General features: G+C 37.3%; 19 protein-coding genes. 10 read left to right on the forward strand and 9 right to left on the reverse strand.

Features of this window, described 5'->3' with window-relative positions; all coding sequences use genetic code 11:
* Positions 1-49: 49 nt before the first annotated feature.
* The 6 genes from nqrF to LS48_RS09765 all read right to left on the reverse strand — a co-directional run bounded on the left by nqrF (position 50) and on the right by LS48_RS09765 (position 6,137).
* Positions 50-1,360 carry an NADH:ubiquinone reductase (Na(+)-transporting) subunit F gene (nqrF, locus tag LS48_RS09740; RefSeq protein WP_062622349.1) on the reverse strand — a complete coding sequence of 437 codons (1,311 nt, stop codon included), beginning with the start codon at positions 1,358-1,360 and terminating at the stop codon, positions 50-52.
* A 1-nt stretch (position 1,361) separates the two neighbouring features.
* Entirely contained in the window at positions 1,362-2,102 is a 741-nt protein-coding gene (gene nqrE, locus LS48_RS09745; protein WP_062622350.1) for an NADH:ubiquinone reductase (Na(+)-transporting) subunit E, read from the reverse strand.
* A 77-nt stretch (positions 2,103-2,179) separates the two neighbouring features.
* Positions 2,180-2,824 (reverse strand): NADH:ubiquinone reductase (Na(+)-transporting) subunit D, encoded by a 645-nt coding sequence (locus LS48_RS09750; RefSeq protein WP_062622351.1) that lies wholly within the window; start codon positions 2,822-2,824, stop codon positions 2,180-2,182.
* 3 nt (positions 2,825-2,827) lie between these two features.
* Positions 2,828-3,577, reverse strand: coding sequence for a Na(+)-translocating NADH-quinone reductase subunit C (locus tag LS48_RS09755; RefSeq protein WP_062622352.1), 750 nt, complete (start codon positions 3,575-3,577; stop codon positions 2,828-2,830).
* A gap of 2 nt (positions 3,578-3,579) precedes the next feature.
* On the reverse strand, positions 3,580-4,779 hold the full coding sequence (locus LS48_RS09760; RefSeq protein WP_062622353.1) for an NADH:ubiquinone reductase (Na(+)-transporting) subunit B: 1,200 nt from the start codon (positions 4,777-4,779) through the stop codon (positions 3,580-3,582).
* A 5-nt stretch (positions 4,780-4,784) separates the two neighbouring features.
* Positions 4,785-6,137: a Na(+)-translocating NADH-quinone reductase subunit A gene (locus LS48_RS09765; RefSeq protein WP_062622354.1), complete on the reverse strand. Its 1,353-nt coding sequence runs from the start codon at positions 6,135-6,137 to the stop codon at positions 4,785-4,787.
* 548 nt (positions 6,138-6,685) lie between these two features.
* Between LS48_RS09765 and LS48_RS09775 the strand changes: the two genes are divergently transcribed.
* The 4 genes from LS48_RS09775 (at position 6,686) to apaG (ending at position 10,136) form a co-directional block, all read left to right on the forward strand.
* A complete protein-coding gene (locus tag LS48_RS09775; protein WP_131807717.1) occupies positions 6,686-7,192 on the forward strand; it encodes a hypothetical protein in 507 nt (168 codons plus the stop codon).
* A gap of 162 nt (positions 7,193-7,354) precedes the next feature.
* On the forward strand, positions 7,355-8,608 hold the full coding sequence (locus tag LS48_RS09780; RefSeq protein WP_062622357.1) for a type IX secretion system plug protein: 1,254 nt from the start codon (positions 7,355-7,357) through the stop codon (positions 8,606-8,608).
* Between the two features lie 45 nt (positions 8,609-8,653).
* The gene (locus LS48_RS09785) at positions 8,654-9,748 is read left to right on the forward strand and encodes a DUF3667 domain-containing protein (protein WP_062622358.1); all 1,095 of its coding nucleotides are present in this window, start codon (positions 8,654-8,656) and stop codon (positions 9,746-9,748) included.
* Position 9,749: 1 nt separating this feature from the next.
* A complete protein-coding gene (apaG, locus tag LS48_RS09790) occupies positions 9,750-10,136 on the forward strand; it encodes a Co2+/Mg2+ efflux facilitator ApaG/CorD (RefSeq protein ID WP_062622359.1) in 387 nt (128 codons plus the stop codon).
* A gap of 21 nt (positions 10,137-10,157) precedes the next feature.
* On the opposite strand, the gene LS48_RS09795 is transcribed toward apaG, so the two are convergent.
* Complete coding sequence (locus LS48_RS09795) at positions 10,158-10,868, reverse strand: NRDE family protein (protein WP_062622360.1); 711 nt, start codon at positions 10,866-10,868, stop codon at positions 10,158-10,160.
* Positions 10,869-11,073: 205 nt separating this feature from the next.
* Between LS48_RS09795 and pruA the strand changes: the two genes are divergently transcribed.
* Positions 11,074-12,699, forward strand: coding sequence for an L-glutamate gamma-semialdehyde dehydrogenase (gene pruA, locus LS48_RS09800; RefSeq protein WP_062622361.1), 1,626 nt, complete (start codon positions 11,074-11,076; stop codon positions 12,697-12,699).
* A gap of 74 nt (positions 12,700-12,773) precedes the next feature.
* On the opposite strand, the gene LS48_RS09805 is transcribed toward pruA, so the two are convergent.
* Positions 12,774-14,066, reverse strand: coding sequence for an Omp28-related outer membrane protein (locus LS48_RS09805; RefSeq protein ID WP_062622362.1), 1,293 nt, complete (start codon positions 14,064-14,066; stop codon positions 12,774-12,776).
* Between the two features lie 162 nt (positions 14,067-14,228).
* On the opposite strand from LS48_RS09805, the gene LS48_RS09810 reads away from it, so the two are divergent.
* Positions 14,229-14,711, forward strand: a complete 483-nt coding sequence (locus LS48_RS09810) for a TlpA family protein disulfide reductase (RefSeq protein WP_062622363.1) — start codon at positions 14,229-14,231, stop codon at positions 14,709-14,711.
* A 31-nt stretch (positions 14,712-14,742) separates the two neighbouring features.
* Complete coding sequence (locus LS48_RS09815) at positions 14,743-16,389, forward strand: DUF6029 family protein (RefSeq protein ID WP_062622364.1); 1,647 nt, start codon at positions 14,743-14,745, stop codon at positions 16,387-16,389.
* A 76-nt stretch (positions 16,390-16,465) separates the two neighbouring features.
* Here the strand turns inward: LS48_RS09815 and LS48_RS09820 are convergent, their stop codons facing one another.
* On the reverse strand, positions 16,466-17,203 hold the full coding sequence (locus LS48_RS09820; protein ID WP_062622365.1) for a T9SS type A sorting domain-containing protein: 738 nt from the start codon (positions 17,201-17,203) through the stop codon (positions 16,466-16,468).
* A gap of 370 nt (positions 17,204-17,573) precedes the next feature.
* On the opposite strand from LS48_RS09820, the gene LS48_RS09825 reads away from it, so the two are divergent.
* The 3 genes from LS48_RS09825 (at position 17,574) to LS48_RS09835 (ending at position 21,805) form a co-directional block, all read left to right on the forward strand.
* A complete protein-coding gene (locus LS48_RS09825; protein ID WP_062622366.1) occupies positions 17,574-19,238 on the forward strand; it encodes a T9SS type A sorting domain-containing protein in 1,665 nt (554 codons plus the stop codon).
* A 169-nt stretch (positions 19,239-19,407) separates the two neighbouring features.
* Positions 19,408-21,075 (forward strand): T9SS type A sorting domain-containing protein, encoded by a 1,668-nt coding sequence (locus tag LS48_RS09830; RefSeq protein ID WP_062622367.1) that lies wholly within the window; start codon positions 19,408-19,410, stop codon positions 21,073-21,075.
* Between the two features lie 163 nt (positions 21,076-21,238).
* The gene (locus LS48_RS09835; RefSeq protein ID WP_062622368.1) at positions 21,239-21,805 is read left to right on the forward strand and encodes an NUDIX domain-containing protein; all 567 of its coding nucleotides are present in this window, start codon (positions 21,239-21,241) and stop codon (positions 21,803-21,805) included.
* Positions 21,806-21,807: the final 2 nt, after the last annotated feature.

A 21,807-nucleotide genomic window follows, 5' to 3' on the forward strand; every position in this document is an offset into this window, starting at 1 on the left:
GTTTCTAAAATTAGAAACGGTTTTACAAAATAAATCTATGGGACTTTAATTATCCTCCAAAATCATCAAAACGTATGTTTTCATCAGGGATTCCAAAATCCTCACCCATTTTTTGCACAGCTTGGTTCATCAATGGTGGTCCACAGAAATATAGCTCTATATCTTCTGGAGATTCGTGATGGCTTAAATAGTTATCTATAACCACTTGGTGAATAAAGCCCACAAAACCATCACCAGCCTCATCGTTAATGTCTTTCTTCACTTTCCAATTATCTTCTTCCATTGGCTCTGAAAGTGCAAGGTAGAATTTGAAGTTCGGGAATTCGTTTTCCAATTGTTTAAAGTGATCTAAATAGAAAAGCTCTCTTTTGGAACGTCCTCCATACCAATAAGTAACTTTTCTTCCAGTTTTTAGGGTTTTGAAAAGATGATATAGATGCGAACGCATAGGTGCCATTCCTGCTCCACCACCTACGTATAACATTTCTGCGTCCGACGGGTTTATGAAAAACTCACCATAAGGTCCAGAAATCACAACCTTGTCTCCTTTTTTGCAATTAAAAATATAAGAAGAAGCTATCCCAGGGTTTACTTGCATCCATTGGTTTTTTGCGCGATCCCACGGTGGAGTGGCAATACGAACGTTTAGCATAATCTCGCGTCCTTCAGCTGGATAAGACGCCATAGAATAGGCCCTCTCTACAGTTTCGGTATTCTTCATCACCAATGGCCATAGTCCAAATTTATCCCATTCTGCTTGAAACTTGTCTGGAGTTTCATGCTCTTCGGGATGGGCAGTAATGTCAATATCTGAATATTTTATTTCGCAAGGTGGAATTTCAATTTGAATATATCCCCCAGCCTTGTAATTCATATCCTCTGGGATTTCAACCACAAATTCTTTAATGAAAGAAGCAACGTTATAGTTACGCACAACGGTAGCATCCCATTTCTTAATGCCGAATACTTCTTCAGGAATGCGGATGTTCATATCCTGCTTCACTTTTACTTGGCAGGAAAGACGAGCGCCTTCTTTTAATTCTTTGCGTGTAAAGTGAGGGGTTTCCGTAGGCAAAGCTTCACCGCCACCCGAAAGCACGTGGCATTCACATTGAATACAGGTTCCACCACCACCACAGGCAGATGGAAGGAATATTTTCTCACCTCCTAATGTAGATAAAAGTGTTCCGCCACTTTCTACTTCAATTACTTTTTCGTCATTAATAGTAATTTTTACAGGACCAGATGGCGAAAGTTTCTGTTTTGTAAAAAGTAATAATGCAACCAATAGTAAGGTTAAGATCAAAAAAGCGATAACCGTTACTAAAATTACTCCAAGGGTACTTACTGCTAAAAACATATTATTGCTTCGTTATGGTTGAAACTTCAACCGTTTGTGCGGTTTCTGTATTTTCTTCTTGAATTTGTTCGGTTTTGACACCCAAGTTTTCAGGATTTGAATCCAGTGAAGGAGTTTCTTCGTCTCCTCCCGTCAGCATTCCTCCAAAACTCATAAAACCGATGGCCATTAAGCCCGTGATGATAAATGTGATTCCCAAACCTCTTAAAGGCGCAGGAACATTGGAATATCGTATCTTTTCACGGATGGCGGCAATTGCCAGAATGGCCAAGAACCAGCCAATTCCTGAACTAATACCATAGTTTAGCGCTAATCCCAGGGTTGGAATCTCTCTAGACTGCATAAACAATGACCCCCCTAAAATAGCACAGTTAACGGCAATAAGTGGAAGGAAAATACCCAAAGAGTTATACAATGACGGTGAAAATTTTTCAACCACGATCTCTACCAATTGAACCATTGTGGCAATAGTTGCAATAAAAAGAATGAAGGAAAGGAATCCTAAATCGTACGAAGCGTATTCTTCGCCCAACCATGCCAGAGCTCCGTCTTGCAATAGATATTGATCCAGCAACCAGTTAATGGGCACTGTAACCGCAAGCACAAATATAACCGCAGCTCCAAGTCCTACAGCTGTTGATACTTTTTTAGACACAGCAAGATATGAGCACATTCCTAGGAAGGTTGCAAATACCATATTGTCTATAAATATCGATTTAAAAAATAACTCTATATGTTCCATTTTTCAGTATTCAATTTGCAGTTGCAGTATGCAGTTGCAGTAAGATTAATCACCGCTCTATCTACCGCCAACTCTATTTATTCTTCTATTAACTCTTTATTTCTAGAGCGTTGTACCCATATAATAATACCAATAACTATCAAAGCCATTGGCGACAAGAGCATAAACCCGTTATTTTCATAGCCTAGGGCATATAATCCTGTTTTGGAGATAGGGTCACCGAGCACTTTGAACCCTAAAAGTGTTCCAGAACCCAATAACTCTCTAAAGAAACCTACGATTATAAGTATAACTCCATAACCAGCGGCGTTTCCTATTCCGTCTAAAAAAGAGCGCCAAGGACCGTTACCCAAAGCAAAAGCCTCGAAACGTCCCATAATGATACAGTTTGTAATAATCAATCCAATAAAGACCGATAATTCTTTACTTAATTCGTAAGCAAAAGCTTTTAATACCTGATCCACGATTATCACCAAAGCAGCAACTACTACCAACTGAACGATAATTCGGATTTTTGAAGGAATAATGTTTCTCATTAGTGAAATCACTACATTACCCACTCCCAAAACAAATACAACCGAGATGGCCATTACAATAGAAGCCTTAAGTTGTGCAGTAATTGCCAAAGCTGAACAAATTCCCAAAACCTGAATGGTAATTGGGTTATTATCTGCTAGTGGGTCTAGAATTAACTTACTGTCTTTTTTTGATAGCAATCCCATAATTTATTGATTTAATGAGTTTAGATAAGGCAAATACATTCTTACGTCCTTTTTTATCATAGCCGTTACACCATCACCAGTGATAGTTGCTCCGGCAATGGCATCAACCTTATTGTCAGTTTTATTTTCGTTAACTGGGTCGTTATTACCTTTTGCTACAGTAATTCCTTTAAAAACATCAGCGTCCATTATGCTCTCTCCTTTGAAGTCATCCATAAAGTATCTCTGCTTAATTTCAGCCCCCAGTCCAGGAGTTTCACCTGCGTGATCAAAAAACACTCCTTTTACAACCAAAGATTTATCAACAGCTACAAAACCCCAAATAGCATCCCATAGTCCTTTTCCTCGCATCGGTATTACATAAAGTGTTTCCCCGTCTTTCTCGCCAACAAAAAGTGGAAGTCGGCGTTGGTAATTAGGATCTTTAGCTAAGGTTTCTTCTTTTTTTATATCAATCAAGTAAGCTTCTGGATCTTCGGTTACGTCATCGCCTTGAATAACCAATTGCTTTTTAATATTTGCAGCAAATACTCCTTCAACTTTATCGGTAGAAATAAAGGTAATGTCACCATCACTTTCATTCTCGTTAATGCCCATAGCGTAAAGAATGTTTTGCATTTTCTCAAAACGTTCATTTAGTGTTATCTTACTTTTAAGTCCTTGTGCAACCCCGGCCAAAAGCGATCCCACCACAATAACCATTATCACTGAAAAGATAATGGTGTATGAGTTTTTATCTGTTTTCTTTGCCATGATTACGCAGTTTTAGCTTTTAAACGTTTCATTCTTTTCTTTATATTTCCTCGTACCACATAGTGATCTATAGTTGGTGCAAATACGTTCATCAATAATATCGCGAGCATTACTCCTTCTGGGTAAGCAGGGTTGAAAACACGAATCAATACTGAGATAAAACCAATAAGGAAACCATAGATCCATTTACCTTTATTGGTCTGTGAAGCGGTTACAGGATCTGTAGCCATATACACTATACCAAAAGCAAGACCTCCTATTACTAAGTGATGCCAGAAAGTTTCGCTCATCAATCCGTAAAAACTGCTGCCATCTTTAATCCATCCAGCATCTACAACACCGTTAAAAATAAGACCCATCGCCAATGCACCAAGCACGGCAGAGAGCATAATCCTCCAACTTCCTATTTTGGTGAAAATTAAAAACAATGCACCTATTAGAATAAGGAAAGTAGACGTCTCACCGACTGACCCGGGAATAAAACCCCAGAAGCTATCCCATATACTGTAAATAGGCTCGTGGTTTTGCGCTAAGCTTCCTAAGATTGTTTCTCCGGAAATTGCATCTGGTTGACCGGCCATTTCTTTTGCACCGTGAACCCATACTTTATCCCCACTCATCCAAGTAGGGTATGCGAAGAACAAAAATGCTCGGATAGTTAATGCAGGGTTCAAGATGTTCATCCCTGTTCCGCCAAAAACTTCCTTCCCAATTACAACACCGAAGATTACCGCAACAGCAAGCATCCATAGTGGAATATCGATCGGAACAATAAGTGGCACGAGCATTCCCGTTACCAAATAGCCTTCTTCAACTTCGTGGCCTTTTATTACGGCGAATATAAATTCGACCAAAAGACCTACTCCGTATGATACTATAACCAAAGGCAAAACCGTCCAGGCTCCTAAAATAAAGTTATCCCAAGTGAAGAAATTTCCTAATGGATCCAGTCTTAAAGTATTGTCTATAGCCGCATAATGCTGATAACCCGCATTGAATATTCCAAAAATCAAACAAGGAATAAGTGCCATAATTACGGTATTCATCGTACGCTTTAAATCGTCTGCCGCGCGAACGTGTGATCCGGAATGCGTAGTTTCATTTGGAGTGTACAAAAAGGTATGCAATGCGTTGAACGCGGGGGCCATCTTGGTTCCCTTGTACTTTTCCTTTAGCTTATGTAAATTCTGTTTCAATCCCATAGCGGTTATCCTATTTCTTTATACATTAAATCAAGACCGTTCCTGATAATTTGTTGATGCGGCTGCTTGCTCACGCAAACAAACTCGGTAAGTGAAAAATCTTCCGGAGCCACTTCATACATTCCCAGCGCCTCCATTTCATCTAAATCTTGAACCATGCAGGCTTTCAATATCTGCATTGGATAAATATCCAGTGGAAAAACTTCTTCATAATTACCCGTTACCACGAAAGCACGGTGCTCTCCATTGGTATTGGTGTCGAGATCGTATATTTTGTTTGGCGTTAGCCAAGAAAAGGTTAATGCTCTTGAAGTTGAAATCTTATTGAAAACCGGCTTGTTCCAGCCAAACAGTTCGTAATCATCTCCTTCAGGGATTACGGTTACCGTGTTGCTGTAATAGCCCAAATGCCCTTTCGGGGAAATCTTTTTTCCAGTAAGCACATCGCCGCTGATAACGCGAACATTCTCGTCTTTTAGACCAGAGTCGTATAAAAAGGTCGCTGCCTCTGAACCGATTCTTGTTTTATAATATTTTGGAGTTTTCACTTCAGAACCCGAAAGTGCAATGGTGCGTTCGGCGTTGAATTTTCCGGTAAGTAACAATTCACCAATAATCACAAGGTCTTGTGGCGCAATGGTCCAGACAATTTCACCTTTGTTAACGGGCCCCAGCTTGTTTATTTGCGTACCCACATTTCCTGCCGGGTGCGGTCCAGAAACATTGTGAAGGGAAATATCTTTTAATCCTTTAAAAGAAGAATCATTGCCTTTGCCAATGCCCACATGTACTTGTCCTTTAGTAAGTTTGCTTAGCGCGGTCACAGCTGCCTGTAATTCTTTTTCTTTTCCTTTTAAAGAAAAATCCACATCGTTTGCCAAGGGAGCGGTACTGTATGCGGAAACAAAAACATCTCTCGGCTCTTGCTCCGTATCGGCAATCACCGCATACGGACGCTGCATAATAAATGGCCAGCATCCAGCCTCCAGCAAACGCGCTTTAATAGCATCGGCACTTGCAGCATCTGGGCTTAAAATGCCAAAATCCTTAAAAGTATCCTGCGGATCTGCTTCAATGATTATATCAGTAATCACACGTTTTGCGCCACGCTCAATTTTGGTAAGTGTTCCGCTAACGGGAGAAACAAACTTTACGGCCTCATTACTTTTTGAGTAGAAAATTATATCGCCAGCCTGAACTTTTCCACCTTCTTTAACCACCATTTTTGGTGTAATGAGATGAAAATCGGAAGGTCTTATTGCGAAAGTTCTTGATCGCGGGGCGCTGGAAAGTACTTTTTCGGCTTCGCCCTTTAATTTAATGGTAAGACCTTTTTTAATCTTAATGTCTTTGGACATAAATATGGATATTAATAATGCCTTTTTAATACCCTATTTCCCCTCAAAACAAATGCGCGGGGAATAAGGGCGTGCAAATTTATAAATTAAATATACCATTGCACAATAAATGCATATAATTTTCTGTGTTAAAAAGGAGTGGACTGTTATTTTAAAATGTTTTTAAATTAGGGAAAGGATAAATATAAAAAAGTTGCTTTTGAAAATTGCCATACTTAAAACGAGACTCAAAGAAACTAACAATGCGGCAATTATATTTTTTTTTGAGGGTTTGCTGTAAAAAACTACTGTTTCAAACAAAGATTTGGGTTGAAAAATAAATAATTCTCCATCACCCTAATAGCTATCTGGTTTTTTACATTGTTATTCTAAGCCATTTACGGGTCTAGGTTTCAATTTCATTAAAAATTACCAAAGCCGATAATTAACTGAAAATCATTAACTTTAGTAATTAATAAATTTCACAAGGAATAATAATCTCGCTAAAGGTCTTCACAGAAAAAAAATGTATTAAAACACCATTCTGGCTAATTAAATCAAAGAAAATCATGAGAACAATCTTTATTATCACCTTAACGGCATTTATTACCTTCCAATCTTTCGGGCAATCTTCAGAAACTGATTCACTGTCAAAATCAAAAATATCTGAACTAAAATTTATGGTTGGCAATTGGAAAGGTTCTGGATGGATGATGGGCAAAGAGGGTAAATCTAATTTTGAACAAACTGAAAAAATTCACTTTAAATTAGATTCTACTGCTATATTAATTGAAGGAATGGGAAAGGTGAACGGAAAAATTGTCCACAATGCCCTGGCAATCTTAACATATAACAAAACAGACAATAACTACCTTTTTAGATCTTACCTGCCAAGTGGGCAAAATGCAGAATTCAAGGCAGAATTAATTGACAACAAACTTTATTGGTATCCAAATAATAATGTAAGATATATTATTTGGCTGAACGAAAATGGGCAATGGTATGAAAAAGGAGAATACAAAAGGGAAGAAAATTGGACCCAATTTTTTGAAATGACACTTGACCGAGTAAATTAAAGCTAGACCACTCTTATTATCAATAAACACTTTTGACCAAAACGGTTAAGGACTATTAAAGCTATTAAAAAATGACCAAATTTTAAGACTGTTCTTGCATTCCCAAAAACACCAATGGAAGAGGCACAAAATTTGTTTATATTAGCTTTTTAAATTCCAGTTATGTCTAGAATCTTTGCCACTACCCTATTTATCATATTTTCAGTCCTTCCAGCATTCTCACAAATTGTTGAAAAAGTAGAACCTCCATACATCAGCACCATACAGTTTCGTGGCGCTACGGACCTCAGCCAACTGCCCGTTATCAGACTGGGCGGTCAGTTGCAACTTTCTTTTGATGCGCTTAACGGTGAAGAGGAAGATTATTACTATACCATCACCCACCATGATTTTGACTGGAGCCCCAGCGATCTTTCAAAAAGTGAATACATAGATGGTTTTGATGATGTGCGCATAGACACCTATCAAAACTCGGTAAATACACTTCAAATTTTTTCGCATTACGAACTCACCATCCCCAATCGTGATACCCGGGCGATTGAAAAAAGCGGAAATTATCTGTTAAGCATTTTCAACAGCGATGGAGAGTTGGTATTTACGAGAAAATTTTTGGTGATTGAAAACATAGCTTCTGTGGGTGTGGAAATAAAACGCGCACGGGACCTAAGGGTTATTGAAGAAAAGCAAGTAGTTCATTTTACGATAAATTCACCCAATTTATTATTGGTAAACCCTAAGCAAACCGTAAAAACACTGGTGCTGCAAAACAGCAACCTTAAAACTGCCATTACAGATCTGGTGCCGCAATACACTATGGGTAACGAGCTTATTTATAGATACGATAAGGAAGCTTCTTTCGGCGGCGGCAATGAATTTCTTGCTTTTGACAATAAAGATGAACGGTCTGCCACTAATGGCGTGCGCTCCATAGACCTTACTGATGTTTATGAGAATTATCTTTACACAAATATACCCCGATATAATAGGCCATACACCTACAATCCAGATATTAACGGAAATTTTGTGGTGCGCAATGTAGATGCCAGAAACCAAGACTTAGAAGCCGAATATGTCCGAATGCACTTTAATCTTCAGTATTATGAAGATCTGGAAGACAAGGAACTACATATTTACGGGAATTTCAATAATTGGACTATAGACGGCAGCACCTATATGAAATATGATCCAAAAAGCGACACCTACAGGAATGAACGTTTATTTAAGCAAGGATTCTACAACTATAAGTATGTTGTAGTAAATAGAGATGGAAGTATTGACGAAGGCGCCGTGAGTGGCGATTTTTGGCAAACGGAAAACGACTATACCGTAATTGTATATTTCCGTGATTTGGGGGCTAGATATGACCGCATAATTGGTACTGGTTATGCAAACTCCACAAATATTAGCAATAACTGATTTTCCTAAAATTAAATGAAGCGCTAACCCTTTTTTCATCAAGTCATGAAACGCAAAAAAGACGAGGTTTCCACTGGAAGAAAGTCGTTGCAATATCGTGGCAACAAATGTTTAAACTGCAATCAACCACTGGACGTTAGTGATGTTTACTGCCCCTATTGCTCACAATTAAACAGCAAGAAACAACTTTCAGCAAAAGATTTTTTTGCAGAATTTTTGAGCAGCATTTTAGTCTATGACTCGCGATTGCGCAATACGCTCAAAGATCTTTTATTCCGCCCCGGGGTAATATCAAAAAATTACGTAAAAGGCCAACGGTTAAAATACGCCAATCCGTTCCGGTTTTTCTTGAGTGTTTCCATTATTTATTTTTTGATGGAAGGCTTCATTGGCTATATAAATCCTTCTGAAAAGGATAATCAATTAGGTTTAAATGTAAAGCCTGCAAATGAAGCATCTATTGATTCTCTTTTTGCCAATCAACCTCCTGAAATATTTACGCCAGATTCTCGCGGAGATACTTTAAAGGCAAAACAGCTTGGAATACCTCTTTATTATTCCGAAAAGAGCCTTGACACGCTAGCATTTTTCGAGAATTACAGTAAGCGAAGCTCTCTATATATGTCTTATTATTTCCGCACAAAAACAGAAAACCCAGTAGTGGCTTTAGACAGCCTGAACCACTCAAATAGATTTAAAAATCGTTGGCTCTACTCCCGCTCTATAACTTGGTACAAAATTATAAGCAATCCAAATGCCTTCATAAATTATATAACTTCAAAGATTCCATTCTTCATTTTCTTCTTTACGCCGTTTTACGCACTTTTTTTCTGGCTTTTTTATTCTCGAAAGAAATTTACCTATATGGAGCACGTAATTTTTTTGTTCCACATTTTCAGTTTTATATTTCTGACGATGTTAATTTTTCGAATTCCAGAAGTGATTGTGGGGACTAATTTTTTTCAGATCATTTTATTCTTAATTCTTGGCCCGTTGTATTTTTACCTTGCCCTTCGGAAATTTTATAGCCAAGGAAAGTGGAGGACGTTATTTAAATTTGTATTTTTAAACATTATATTTTTTCTAAGCTTTCTAGTGGCAACTAGCTTATTTGTGGTAGCAAGCGCAGCAATTTATTAAAATGGTACAACAGGTAACACAAGGAATTAAAATTTCGGTCAAAACCGAATTTGATGGCACGTTTTACAAAAACCGTAAAATGCAGTATGCCTTTGCCTATACCGTTACTATTGAAAACCAAAGCAAAGACACGGTTCAGTTAACTTCACGCTGTTGGAAAATCAAAGACTCCCTAAACAATTCTGAAACTGTGGAAGGTGAAGGTGTAATCGGTCAAAAACCCATATTGCAGCCTGGCGAAAGACACGCATATACAAGCGGATGCCTTTTGTATTCTCCTTTTGGCGCAATGAAAGGCCACTACAATATGGTGAACTTTACCACTACCCGAAAGTTTCGGGTTTCCATTCCCCTTTTCAATCTGAGTGCGCCTTTTTCGATGAATTAACCCACAGAGAAATATTTAATTCTACATACTGATTGCTAATTTACTGGTTTTACCTGTTTGCAAATCTTCATAACGCATTTCTATAGCATTTTCTTTTTTGGAAATCTGCGTAATGCTTTTTGTTTTTATGAAACCGCGATCCATAATTAGGTTGCTGTTTAAATCACCCTCGCCCGCTGTTTTGTGGAATTGGAGCAGTTCTTCTTCCGAAGGTTTTATGGTTTCAAGTAAAAATGCAGAAAACCACTGTTCACGTTTTTTCTTTAAATTTTCAGGATATAAAGGGGAAGAAGACCAAATATGCGGCGCCAAGGGTTCTTCGGAAAAATGATACGTTTCGCCATCCCAAACCAATTGTAGTAATTGTACTTCAGTTTCCCATTCAATCAAAACTGTTGTAAAGGGCTCTATTCCGCAAAAATCATAGTTTTCAATTTCTTTTTTTAAATTGGCTGATTTCAATAAATCTTTTACGACCAATCCCCTGCTTTTTCTGTAAAAAGCCTCCCGTTTGTGGGCCACAAACCCACCGTTCATCAAACAGACAATTCTTTTTTTATCACTTGCACCAATCCACGTTCCTCCGGCCACGGCGTCTTTTGGGTAAAGCAATTTTACACCATCTTCTTCATAAATTTCTGGCGGAAAAGTTTCGCGCCCAGGCGCTTCATCACGATTGGAAGTTAAAACAAAATCGTTGTTGATTTTTGGGATAAAAGTTATTGTGCACATACGTTAAATTTGAAATTCCAAATAACAAGCACCAAATTCCAAATAAAATTCCAAAGGACAAGTGCCAAAATCCAAATAAATTGCGAAGTACAAAATCCAAATTCCAAAAAAAATAGAGAAACCAATTTGTAATTGGGGATTTCAAGGTTTGGTGCTTCCATTTTTGTACCTTTGCAATCTTCATAAATTAAAATTTAAAAAAGTTATGGGAAATGGATTTTTTGAAGTGCCAATCGCCGTAAACGAACCTGTAAAAAGCTATGCGCCAGGTTCACCGGAACGTGAGGAAGTACTTAAAACTTACAAAGAAATGTATAAGGCAAAAATAGAGGTGCCTTTATTTATCAACGGAAAAGAGGTTAAAACCAAAGAAACTGCTACTATGTCTCCGCCGCACGACCATAAGCACGTGCTTGGAACCTATTATAAAGCTACCAAAAAAAATGTGGAAGAAGCAATTGAAACTGCTTTGGAAGCCAGAAAAAAATGGGCCGTTATGCCGTGGGAACAACGTGCGGGAATCTTTCTTCGCGCCGCCGAATTGCTTGCCGGCCCCTACAGAGCTAAAATAAACGCAGCTACCATGCTCGCCCAGTCCAAAAATATTTATCAGGCAGAAATTGATTCGGCATGTGAACTTATTGACTTTTTAAGATTCAACGTTCAGTATATGACCGAGATTTATGCCGAGCAACCGGAATCTACTTCCGCAGCCTGGAACCGAATTGAATACCGTCCATTGGAAGGTTTTATTTATGCAATTACTCCTTTCAATTTCACTGCAATTGCCGGAAATCTTCCCGCCAGCGCCGCGTTGATGGGGAATGTTGTTGTATGGAAACCGAGTAATGCCCAAATATATTCTGCAAAAGTCATTATGGATGTATTCCGTGAGGCTGGTGTTCCCGCAGGTGTAATCAATATGGTTATGGGAGATCCTGAGATGATTTCGAATACGCTTATGGCGAGCCCAGATTTCAGCGGGGTTCACTTTACAGGCTCTACCGGTGTTTTCCAGGGAATTTGGAAAAAGATTGGTGATAACATTAAAAATTACAAAACCTATCCGCGTATCGTTGGGGAAACCGGCGGGAAGGATTTCATTGTTGCGCATAAAACATCAAACCCTAAGCAAGTTGCAACCGCAATGGCCCGTGGTGCCTTTGAATATCAAGGTCAAAAATGTAGCGCCGCTAGCCGTTGCTATATTTCAAAAAGTATTTGGAAAGACGTCAAAGAATATTTGGTTGATGATATCCGCTCCTTCAAAATGGGAACTCCAGAAGATATGGGCAACTTCATAAACGCTGTTATTCACGAAAGCTCTTTTGACAAACTTGCAAGCTATATAGACCAAGCCAAAAAGGATAAAAATGTTGAAATAATTGCCGGTGGAAATTATGACAAAAGCAAAGGCTACTTTATTGAACCTACAGTAATTGTCACTAAAGATCCAAAATACACTACTATGTGTACTGAGCTTTTTGGGCCTGTTCTTACCGTATATGTTTATGACGACAATAAGTGGGAAGAAACCTTGCATTTGGTTGATGAAACCAGTGAATATGCCTTAACAGGTGCTGTTTTCAGTGAAGATAGATATGCTTTGGAAGAAGCTGTGAAGATTCTTGAAAACGCTGCTGGCAATTTCTACATCAACGACAAGCCTACGGGAGCTGTTGTTGGCCAACAACCTTTTGGTGGTGCCCGTGCAAGTGGAACCAATGATAAAGCTGGAAGCAAGCAAAACCTATACAGATGGATTTCGCCAAGAATGGTGAAGGAGACTTTTGTTTCACCAACTGATTATAGATATCCATTCCTTGGATAAGACAGTGGGTGAATCCATAAAAAAACCCATCCTGAAGTATTCAGGATGGGTTTTTTGTTTAATATAAATTTTCTCTATTCGTATTGCTTGTTTTCTCCCACTTCAGCATGTTGTGAGTTTTTAGCCTCGTTATTTGCATTAACCACCATTACAATAACGCTCAAATTATCAACATTGTATTCGGAAGGAATTTCAATGCTATATTGTTTTTTGTATTCTGTATAGGCAGATGTATTGGCAATAGCATCACCAAAAATATCAGATAAAGAATTTCTAAGCGCATCGTTATGGACAAAATCTGGAATTGGATTACCGTGACCTTCCAATGGATGCCCAGAGGTATTGTTGAAATAATTTGTTTGAGCATAGATTATTCCACTTTCCACAAGATATACCACTAGTTTATCCCCAGCTTCAGAACCATTGGCATACATTAGCTTTGTATCAATCGTCAAGTTAGAACCAGTCATTTTTGAATCAATGGCAATAGAAAGATTTGTTTCGTTACCAGCCATAGCTAGCACATCTTCTTTTTTATAAGGATCGAGCCATTTTTGTGTACGGTTTAAACGTGCTTGTGGAAGTCCGCCTATTCCAAATTCATCTTTTAAAATTTCAATATCATCAAAATGCATAGGGTCAGGCAGCGTAGATCCTGTTTCGTGAATGGCTACAACCGAAATATGGTTTGTTGCCGCTTTAACGGTGTCTATTGCAAGTGCAACGGCTGGACAGAAACCACACCATGTACCGGTATAATCTTCTACAACTACTTTTCTTTTTGGCGTGTAAACGGAGAAGTTTTTGACTGGAGTGCTAAAGCTTTCATTATCTACCACGTATTCTGCATAGACTTCAAAACTTCCATCATTTGCTGAGTTATATGTAAATCCTGAAATTACATTTCCGTTTACATAAAAAGTAGCTTCTGAAGCAGTATCATCGCCATTACTATCGAGCAAACCAAATGTTATGGTTTGATTTTTCATTGCTCTAGAAAAATCAATTGTCAAGGCTCGTTCGGTTGGCGCAAGCACTTCAAAATTAAGAATGTTACTAGTAATATCATTATAAACGGCTTTAACTGCATAGGTTCCAGTTGCACTAAAAGTATAGGTTCTTCCCGTTATCGGAGTGTCGTTTATATAATAGTTTGATGCTTCTGAATAATCTTCGCCATCACTTCCAGTTACGGTAAAAACAACTGCATCGTTAAGAGACAGCACTTCGAGTTCACCGTTTCCGGCATCACTTTTGAGTTCTAAGGTTAACATTGGGTCTGAGGCAACAAAAGGATCTTCCTTTTTGCTACAAGAAACAATAGCTATGATAACAAATAGTGATAAAAACTTTAAATAGATTTTCATATTTAAAAAACTTTAAGAAATAAAATGTGCGCTAATATAGTCTAATTCTTAAAAATGCTTTTGATTAATATGTTAAATGAACAATTTTCAATCAAACCAATTCGATTTTATTAAAAAAAACTTAATATTGCTACAGTAAAATTAATCATAATCCATTTTCTCATGAAAAAAATTATTCCCCTTCTTCTTTTATTGGTGTCTTTTATAGGCTTTTCGCAAAGTGAAATGCCAAAGATTGAATTGACAACTGTTGATGGAACAACTATTAGTTCTAAAGATCTTTCAAAAGAAGATAATGTTATCGTTGTCTCTCTGTGGGCTACTTGGTGTGTGCCATGTCTAAAGGAACTTGATGCAATAAGTGAAATTTACCCAGATTGGCAAGCCGAAACCGGTGTAGAGCTCTACGCAGTTTCTGTTGATGATAGCCGTACCGTAAAAAGAGTAAAACCTTTAATTAATGGTAAAGGGTGGGACTACACTGTTCTTTTAGATACAAATAACGATTTTAAACGAGCATTGGGAGCTGCCACGGTACCTTTGACACTATTGGTAAAAAACAATGAGATTGTTTACCGCCATTCAGGTTATAGCCCAGGGGCTGAATATGAACTTTATGAAAAAATAAAGGAGTATTCAAACTAATTTATAAATTACAACCAACCAAAATTTTATAATGAAAAAAATTATTCTCGGCGCCTTTATGCTTATGGGCGCTATCGGTTTTTCACAGGATAATGGCTACTTTTTTGGTGGCCTTGAATCTAACTCACAATGGCTTCTTGATGATGAAGATTTTGATTTTATCGCCCCAGAAGATCAATTTAGAGCAAACAATTATCTACAGTTAAATTATTCACTAGGCAAATTTACGGCGGGAGTTCAATACGAATCTTACCTGCCTTCTGCCCTTTTGGGGTATTCCCCAACTTGGGACGGGCAAAACGGAATTGGAACTTATTACCTTAATTTTAAAAATGAATCCTTAGACATTACAGGAGGCTATTTTTATGAACAATTTGGTAGCGGATTAATACTTCGCACTTGGGAAGACAGGCAATTGGGCATAAACAATGCTTTAAAAGGTGTTCGGGTTAAATTTAGTCCCTCTGCTATTTTTGATATGACTGGAGTTTATGGACAAACACGTAACGGATTTGATGTCTCTGAGGGAGTAATTCAAGGACTTGATGCGAATGTGGACCTAAGCGGCTTAATGAATATGGATGCGGTAGATCTAAGATTGGGCGCAAGCTATGTGGGGCGTTACCAATCCAATGGCTCGAGCGACACCATTCCTGCTAACGTAAATGCATATGGTGGCAGATTGGATTTTGTGGTTTCCAATTTCTATGGCGGTGTTGAAGCAATTACAAAAGATCCAGATGTTTTAATAAATGAAGAAGTAGTTACTACACCTCAACTATTTGACGGAACAGCACTACAAGTTAATTTAGGTTATGCACAAAAAGGATTGGGAATTAATTCTACTTTTAGAAGGTTGGAAAATTTTACTTTTTATGCAGATAGATATGCCGAAGGAAATCAATTTAATGAACAAGTAGTAAACTATATTCCTGCAATTACAAAACAACACGATTACCTACTTTCAAACATTTACGTTTATAATGCGCAGCCTCGCCTTCTCTTTACTGAAAATGAAAAACGCGCAGGTGAAGTGGGTACACAGGTAGATGTATATTATTCATTTGACAAAGAATCTGCATTAGGCAAAGTGGGAACCAAATTAGCAGGAAACTTTTCCTACTGGGCAGGGCTTGAAGCCACTTTCAATGCTGATGATTTAACTTATGACACAAAGTTTATTGGTGATGGAGATCGCTATTTCCGCGATTTGAATATTGAAATAAAAAACCGTTGGTCTTCTAAATGGAATACCGTACTGTCGTATCAAGATGTAATAATAGATAAAGCAGTTTCAAAAGGAGGAATTTTAGGTTCCGAAGGAGATATCAGAGCACAAATAGCAGTTATTGAAGGTACCCGACGTTTTGAAAAGGGGAAAGCTCTACGTATGGAACTTCAGCACTTATGGACTGCCGATGATGATAAAAACTGGGCTGCCGGAGTTTTGGAGTATAACTTCAATCCATCAATTACTGTTTATGCAGCAGATTCCTGGAACTATGGCGGCGAAAAAGAACTACATTATTATAGTGTAGGCGGAAGCTACTCTAAAGGTAGAGCTCGTTTTGCAATGAATTACGGCAGACAGCGCGGAGGCTTGATTTGCGTGGGCGGAGTTTGTAGAGAAGTGCCTCCAAGTACTGGTGTAACGGCAAATCTTGTTGTTACTTTCTAAAATAGAATTATTAAAACGAAAAAAGCCCCGAAGATGAACTTCGGGGCTTTTTTTATTATTCTATTTTCAATGTTTTTTATTGAACTACAATTTTACTTGTTTGCACACCACCTTTCTGATTCTTGAACTGAACAATATAAATTTGTGAACTTAAATCGGAAACATTAACAGTTTGACGACCTGTCTCAAATTGCGCTTGCTTAACAACTTTTCCTTGAACATTATACACAACCATACTAATTGGTTCATTTACATTCAAGACTAATTCATTTGAAACAATAGTAGATTGAATTGTCAAATCCACAGAATTATTTGCAGAAACACCCAAAGCAGGATTATAACGATATGTAAAAACAATCGGAGTGCCAGTTTCTATTGTACCTGCCGCATCTTCATATTGACGGAATGCAAATACAAAATCTATATTATCTACACCATTACCCGGATCATCATTATAAAAGTGATTACCCATAGGCGTAGTTTCGCCAATCGCTAAAACAAGTGCATTATCGTTTGAAGGAGGTACAGTTTCTCCTGGTACAAGATTATTATAGCAAAGACCATAACATAACTGTTCAAATTCTCCATTTGTAGAGTTCGTTTGCTGAACGTATTCAATTCTAGTATATATTTCCTCTGAGGGATTATCATTTGTAACAAAAAAGTCAAAAGATGCCTCCGGATATGTTAACACACCAAATTGTATAACATCGCCATCATTCAGGACATTTCCTGATCTGTCCGTAACAGTAAACTGTGCATTTGCAAATGCTACAGCACCGAAAATACTTAAAAGAAGTAATTTAAATTTCATTGTTTTAATTTTTAGGATTAATTTTTAGAATATGTTTACTAAGTATGGCAAAAGTAAAGATAATTATTAAAAACAACCATTCCTTTAATCTTTCTCTTTCAATTATTTAACATTTGGCAGTCATTAAATGTATATACTTTAGAAAATACACCCCAAAACACAAATTTCATATAGAACTGGCTATATAAAATTTGAGCCCAATTATATAAATGTAGAGAAATTTGATAAAGCATTAATAATTTAAGGGAGAAATTCTTTATTTTAACACAAGAAGTACAGATATTTACCTCCTAAGAGGTTAATAATAAATTATAAAAAAGTACATTTGTTGTTTAACTTAATTTTAATAACTACTTTAATTTGAAAAATCATGTTTAAAAAACTACCTCTCTCCTTAGTTTTTGCAGTGTTTGCTTGTGTTTCGTATGGACAAACAATTGTATCTACTTCCCCAGAAAACAAAAATGTAATCCTTGAAGAATTTACAGGTATCAAATGTGTTTACTGCCCTGATGGTCATCGAATTGCGCAAGGCATAAAAAACGATAACCCCAATGACGTTTTTTTAGTTAATATCCACGCTGGCGGATTCGCAGTTCCAGGAACTGGACAACCAGATTTCCGTACACCAGATGGTGAAGCAATAAGAGCTTTTTATGGTGTTAACAGTTATCCTTCAGGAATGGTAAACCGTCATATTTGGAGTGGAAACAGTCCCGTTATAAGTAGATCTGCTTGGGCAAGTCGATCTAATGTTATCTTGGGCGAAAGTTCTTATCTAAATGTGGGTGTAGAAGCAACAATCAATGTACAAACGAGAGAAGTAGTAATCCATGCGGAAGGTTATTATACTGGAAATAGCCCGGAGAGTACAAACTTCTTAACAGTTGCACTCTTACAAAATAATACAAAAGGACCACAGACTGGAGGTGGCCAGGGCAATAACTATAATCACATGCACCGCCTTGTGGATATTATAACTCCTACTTGGGGCGACCCAATAAACACAACAACAACTGGTACCCTTGTAGACCGCACATATACTTATACTATTCCTGCTATGTACAATAATGTACCAGCAGTAGTTGACGATATGGAAGTTGTAGCATTCATTACCGAAACAGAAAGTGAAATTATTAGTGGCCACGGAGCAAGACCAACTTTTACAGGAATAACAACCGCTAACGATGCAAGTGTTCTTTCAATAGAAGAGATTCCAGCTACCTGTGAAACTACCTTAGCACCGAAGGTTAAAATTAAAAATGAAGGACAAAATACAATTACTTCTTTGGCAATAACGTATGAAATTAACGGAGATTCCCACACATACAACTGGACAGGAAGCATTCCTGCTTTATGGGATGAAACCATAGAGTTACCAGAAGTATCCTACACAGCTCAAGGAACAAATACAATTGTAGTATCAGTCCCTAACGATGATAATAACGCAAACAATAGTTTTGACACTACTTTTGAAGAAGCTCCAGCGGGTACAGGTACAGTAGATATGCGTTTAATTACTGATGCATACGGATTTGAGTGCCGATGGAACCTTCAGGATTCTAATGGAAACACTATTCAAAGCGGTGGGCCCTATCCAAACAATACAACTATAGAAATGAGGTTTAATTTAACCGCAGATTGCTATACATTTAACCTTATTGACACTGCTAGTGATGGTGGTACAAGAGTAACTTTGACTGACCATGAAGGAACTATTCTATTTAACGCTATTGGAAACTGGGGCGCCCAGGTATCTGGCGAGTTTAATAGTAATGGTGTATTAGGAGTTAATGACACTCAATTAAATGATATTAGCCTATACCCAAACCCAGCAAGCACTACCTTAAACCTTAAAAATGCTGAAAATGCTAATATCCAAGTATTCGACGTTCTTGGAAAATTGATTCTTTCACAAGAAAATATTTCAATGGATGAGCAGATTAACATTTCAAATCTTGAAAATGGAACTTACTTTATGAAAATTTCTAAAGATGATGCAGTAGCAACAAAAAGATTTATTGTTACTAAATAAATCACATTATTAAATATTTATAAAAACCCCGACGTGTTCGGGGTTTTTATTTTTATTAGCTTTTCAATTCAAAGTCAAAAACCATAAATACCTGATATTAAATTTTTTAGATAGAACACTTATACTTAATTTTATGTAATTATTTCGTTTAAAATAAAAATCAAAAATTATGTTTAAAAAATTACTCATCTCATTTGTTTTTACTCTGGTTGCCTTCGTTACGTATGGGCAAACGATTGTATCAACTTCACCAGAAAACAAAAATGTTGTTCTTGAAGAATTTACAGGTATTCATTGTGTTTTCTGTCCCGACGGTCACGCCATTGCACAAGGCATTCAGGATGCCAATCCTGATAGAGTTTCATTAATTAATGTACATCAAGGCAGTTTTGCCAACCCTTCAACCGGCGAACCGGATTTCAGAACCCGATTTGGTGATGCGTTAGCAGCTCAAACTGGTTTACAGGGTTATCCATCTGGTACTGTGAACAGACATGTTTTTAGCGGCAGCAATACTATACTAGATAGAAGCCAGTGGGCAACTCGCTCAAACCAAATTATGGGCACCCCTTCTTATGTAAATCTTGCAGTAGAAGCTGACATTGACGTTCAAACCAATATGATGAATATTCACGTGGAAGCATATTATACAGACAGCAGTCCAGAAAACACAAATTTTTTGAATGTTGTGATGCTTCAGAACAATACAAGAGGGCCTCAAACTGGAGGGGGACAAGGAAATAATTATAACCACATGCACCGTCTGGTAGACATGATCACTGGCCAATGGGGCGAGGAAATTACCCAAACCACCTCCGGTACATTTGTGGAAAGAGATTATGCATACCCCATTCTTCCACAAAACAACTATGTTCCTGTAGAAATAGGAGATCTCGAAATTGTAGTGTTTATGACAGAAACCAGACAAGAAATTATTAGTGGAAATCGAACTACACCAACAACAAACGTCTCAAATGCAAACGATGTAAATGTTCGATATGTTGAAGATTTTGATTCGGATTGTGCAGGATCAAACCTAACCTTTTCACCAAGAGTAAATATCCAAAATGTTGGTAGCAATCCTGTTACTTCCTTGGCTATAGAATATACAATCAATGGAACTACCGATACTTATAACTGGACCGGAAACATAGCTTCTCTAAAGAGCGAAACCGTAGAACTGCCAGAAGTATCGTTGACCCTTGCGGAAACCAACTCTCTCGAAATTTCCGTGCCAAATGACGATTATAACGCCAACAATTCATTAACCATGCCATTTGGAGCACCACTATCCAGTGGAACTCTTGAATTAATTATTACTACCGATGATAGAGGTGACCAATGTAGATGGAAAATAAAAGATAGCCAAGGCACAACAATTGAAAACGGAGGACCTTATGGTAATAATCAAACTTATTATCAGCGTATAAATGTTGATGAAGATTGTTATGAGTTTAATTTAATTGATACTGGCGGTAATGGTGGAAACGAAATAAGTTTAAAGGATCATTTGGGGAATGTGATATATGAAACAAATGGTAATTACCGCACCAATGAAATCACCAAGTTTTATAGTGATGGTATATTAGGCTTAAATGAAAACTTACTTGAAAACATTGCTATTTACCCAAATCCTGCTAGCACAGTTCTAAATATAAATAATGCCAAGAATGCAAATATTCAGGTATTTGACATATTGGGAAAAACGATTTTTTCACAAGAAAATATTTCTGTAAACGAGCGAATTAATATTTCAAACCTAGAAAATGGAACTTATTTCATCAAAATTTCTATGGATAATGCAGTAACAACCAAGAAATTCTTGATTTTTAAATAGACCCTATAAATTACATTTTTGAAAAACCCCGATTTGTTCGGGGTTTTTTTATTACTTTAAAATAAAAATTTCCGTTATGAAATGCCCACAAACAAATTGTTAACCCACCGAAGATGAATAATGTGGGCATTCCATCTTCCGCTTTATCAAATATTTTATACAGATGAAATATACTATTAAAAATGAAAGGGTAGTTTTCAACGATCACTACAAAATGGTAAAAGCCAAAGTAACCTATGATACATTTCGGGGAAATAAAATAGAAACAGAAAGATTGGCTTTTGAAAGAGGAAATTCCGTTGCTATTGTACTTTTGGAAAAGGAGACAGAAAGTATATTATTAACCAACCAATTCCGTTACCCTAGTTGTAAAAACAATGATGGTTGGCTTTTGGAAATACCCGCAGGTTCTTTGGAAGAAAACGAAAAACCAGAAGATTGTGTACAACGTGAAGTCTTGGAGGAATTGGGATATAAATTGGCTTCCGCAACTTTACTACATACCTTTTATACATCACCCGGAGCTTCAACCGAACGTATTTTCTTATACTATGCCGAGGTTTCAGCAAAAGATAAAATTGAAAAGGGAGGTGGAAATTCCGAAGAAGATGAAGACATTCAATTGGTAAAAATTCCCGTTGCGGAAATAACTTCAAAAATTTCTAAAATGAAGGATGCCAAAACAATACTTGCGCTACAGTGGTATTTGCTCAATAAGATTTCTTCTTAAAA

It is taken from the genome of Aequorivita aquimaris, from assembly GCF_001573155.1.
Taxonomy (GTDB): domain Bacteria; phylum Bacteroidota; class Bacteroidia; order Flavobacteriales; family Flavobacteriaceae; genus Aequorivita; species Aequorivita aquimaris.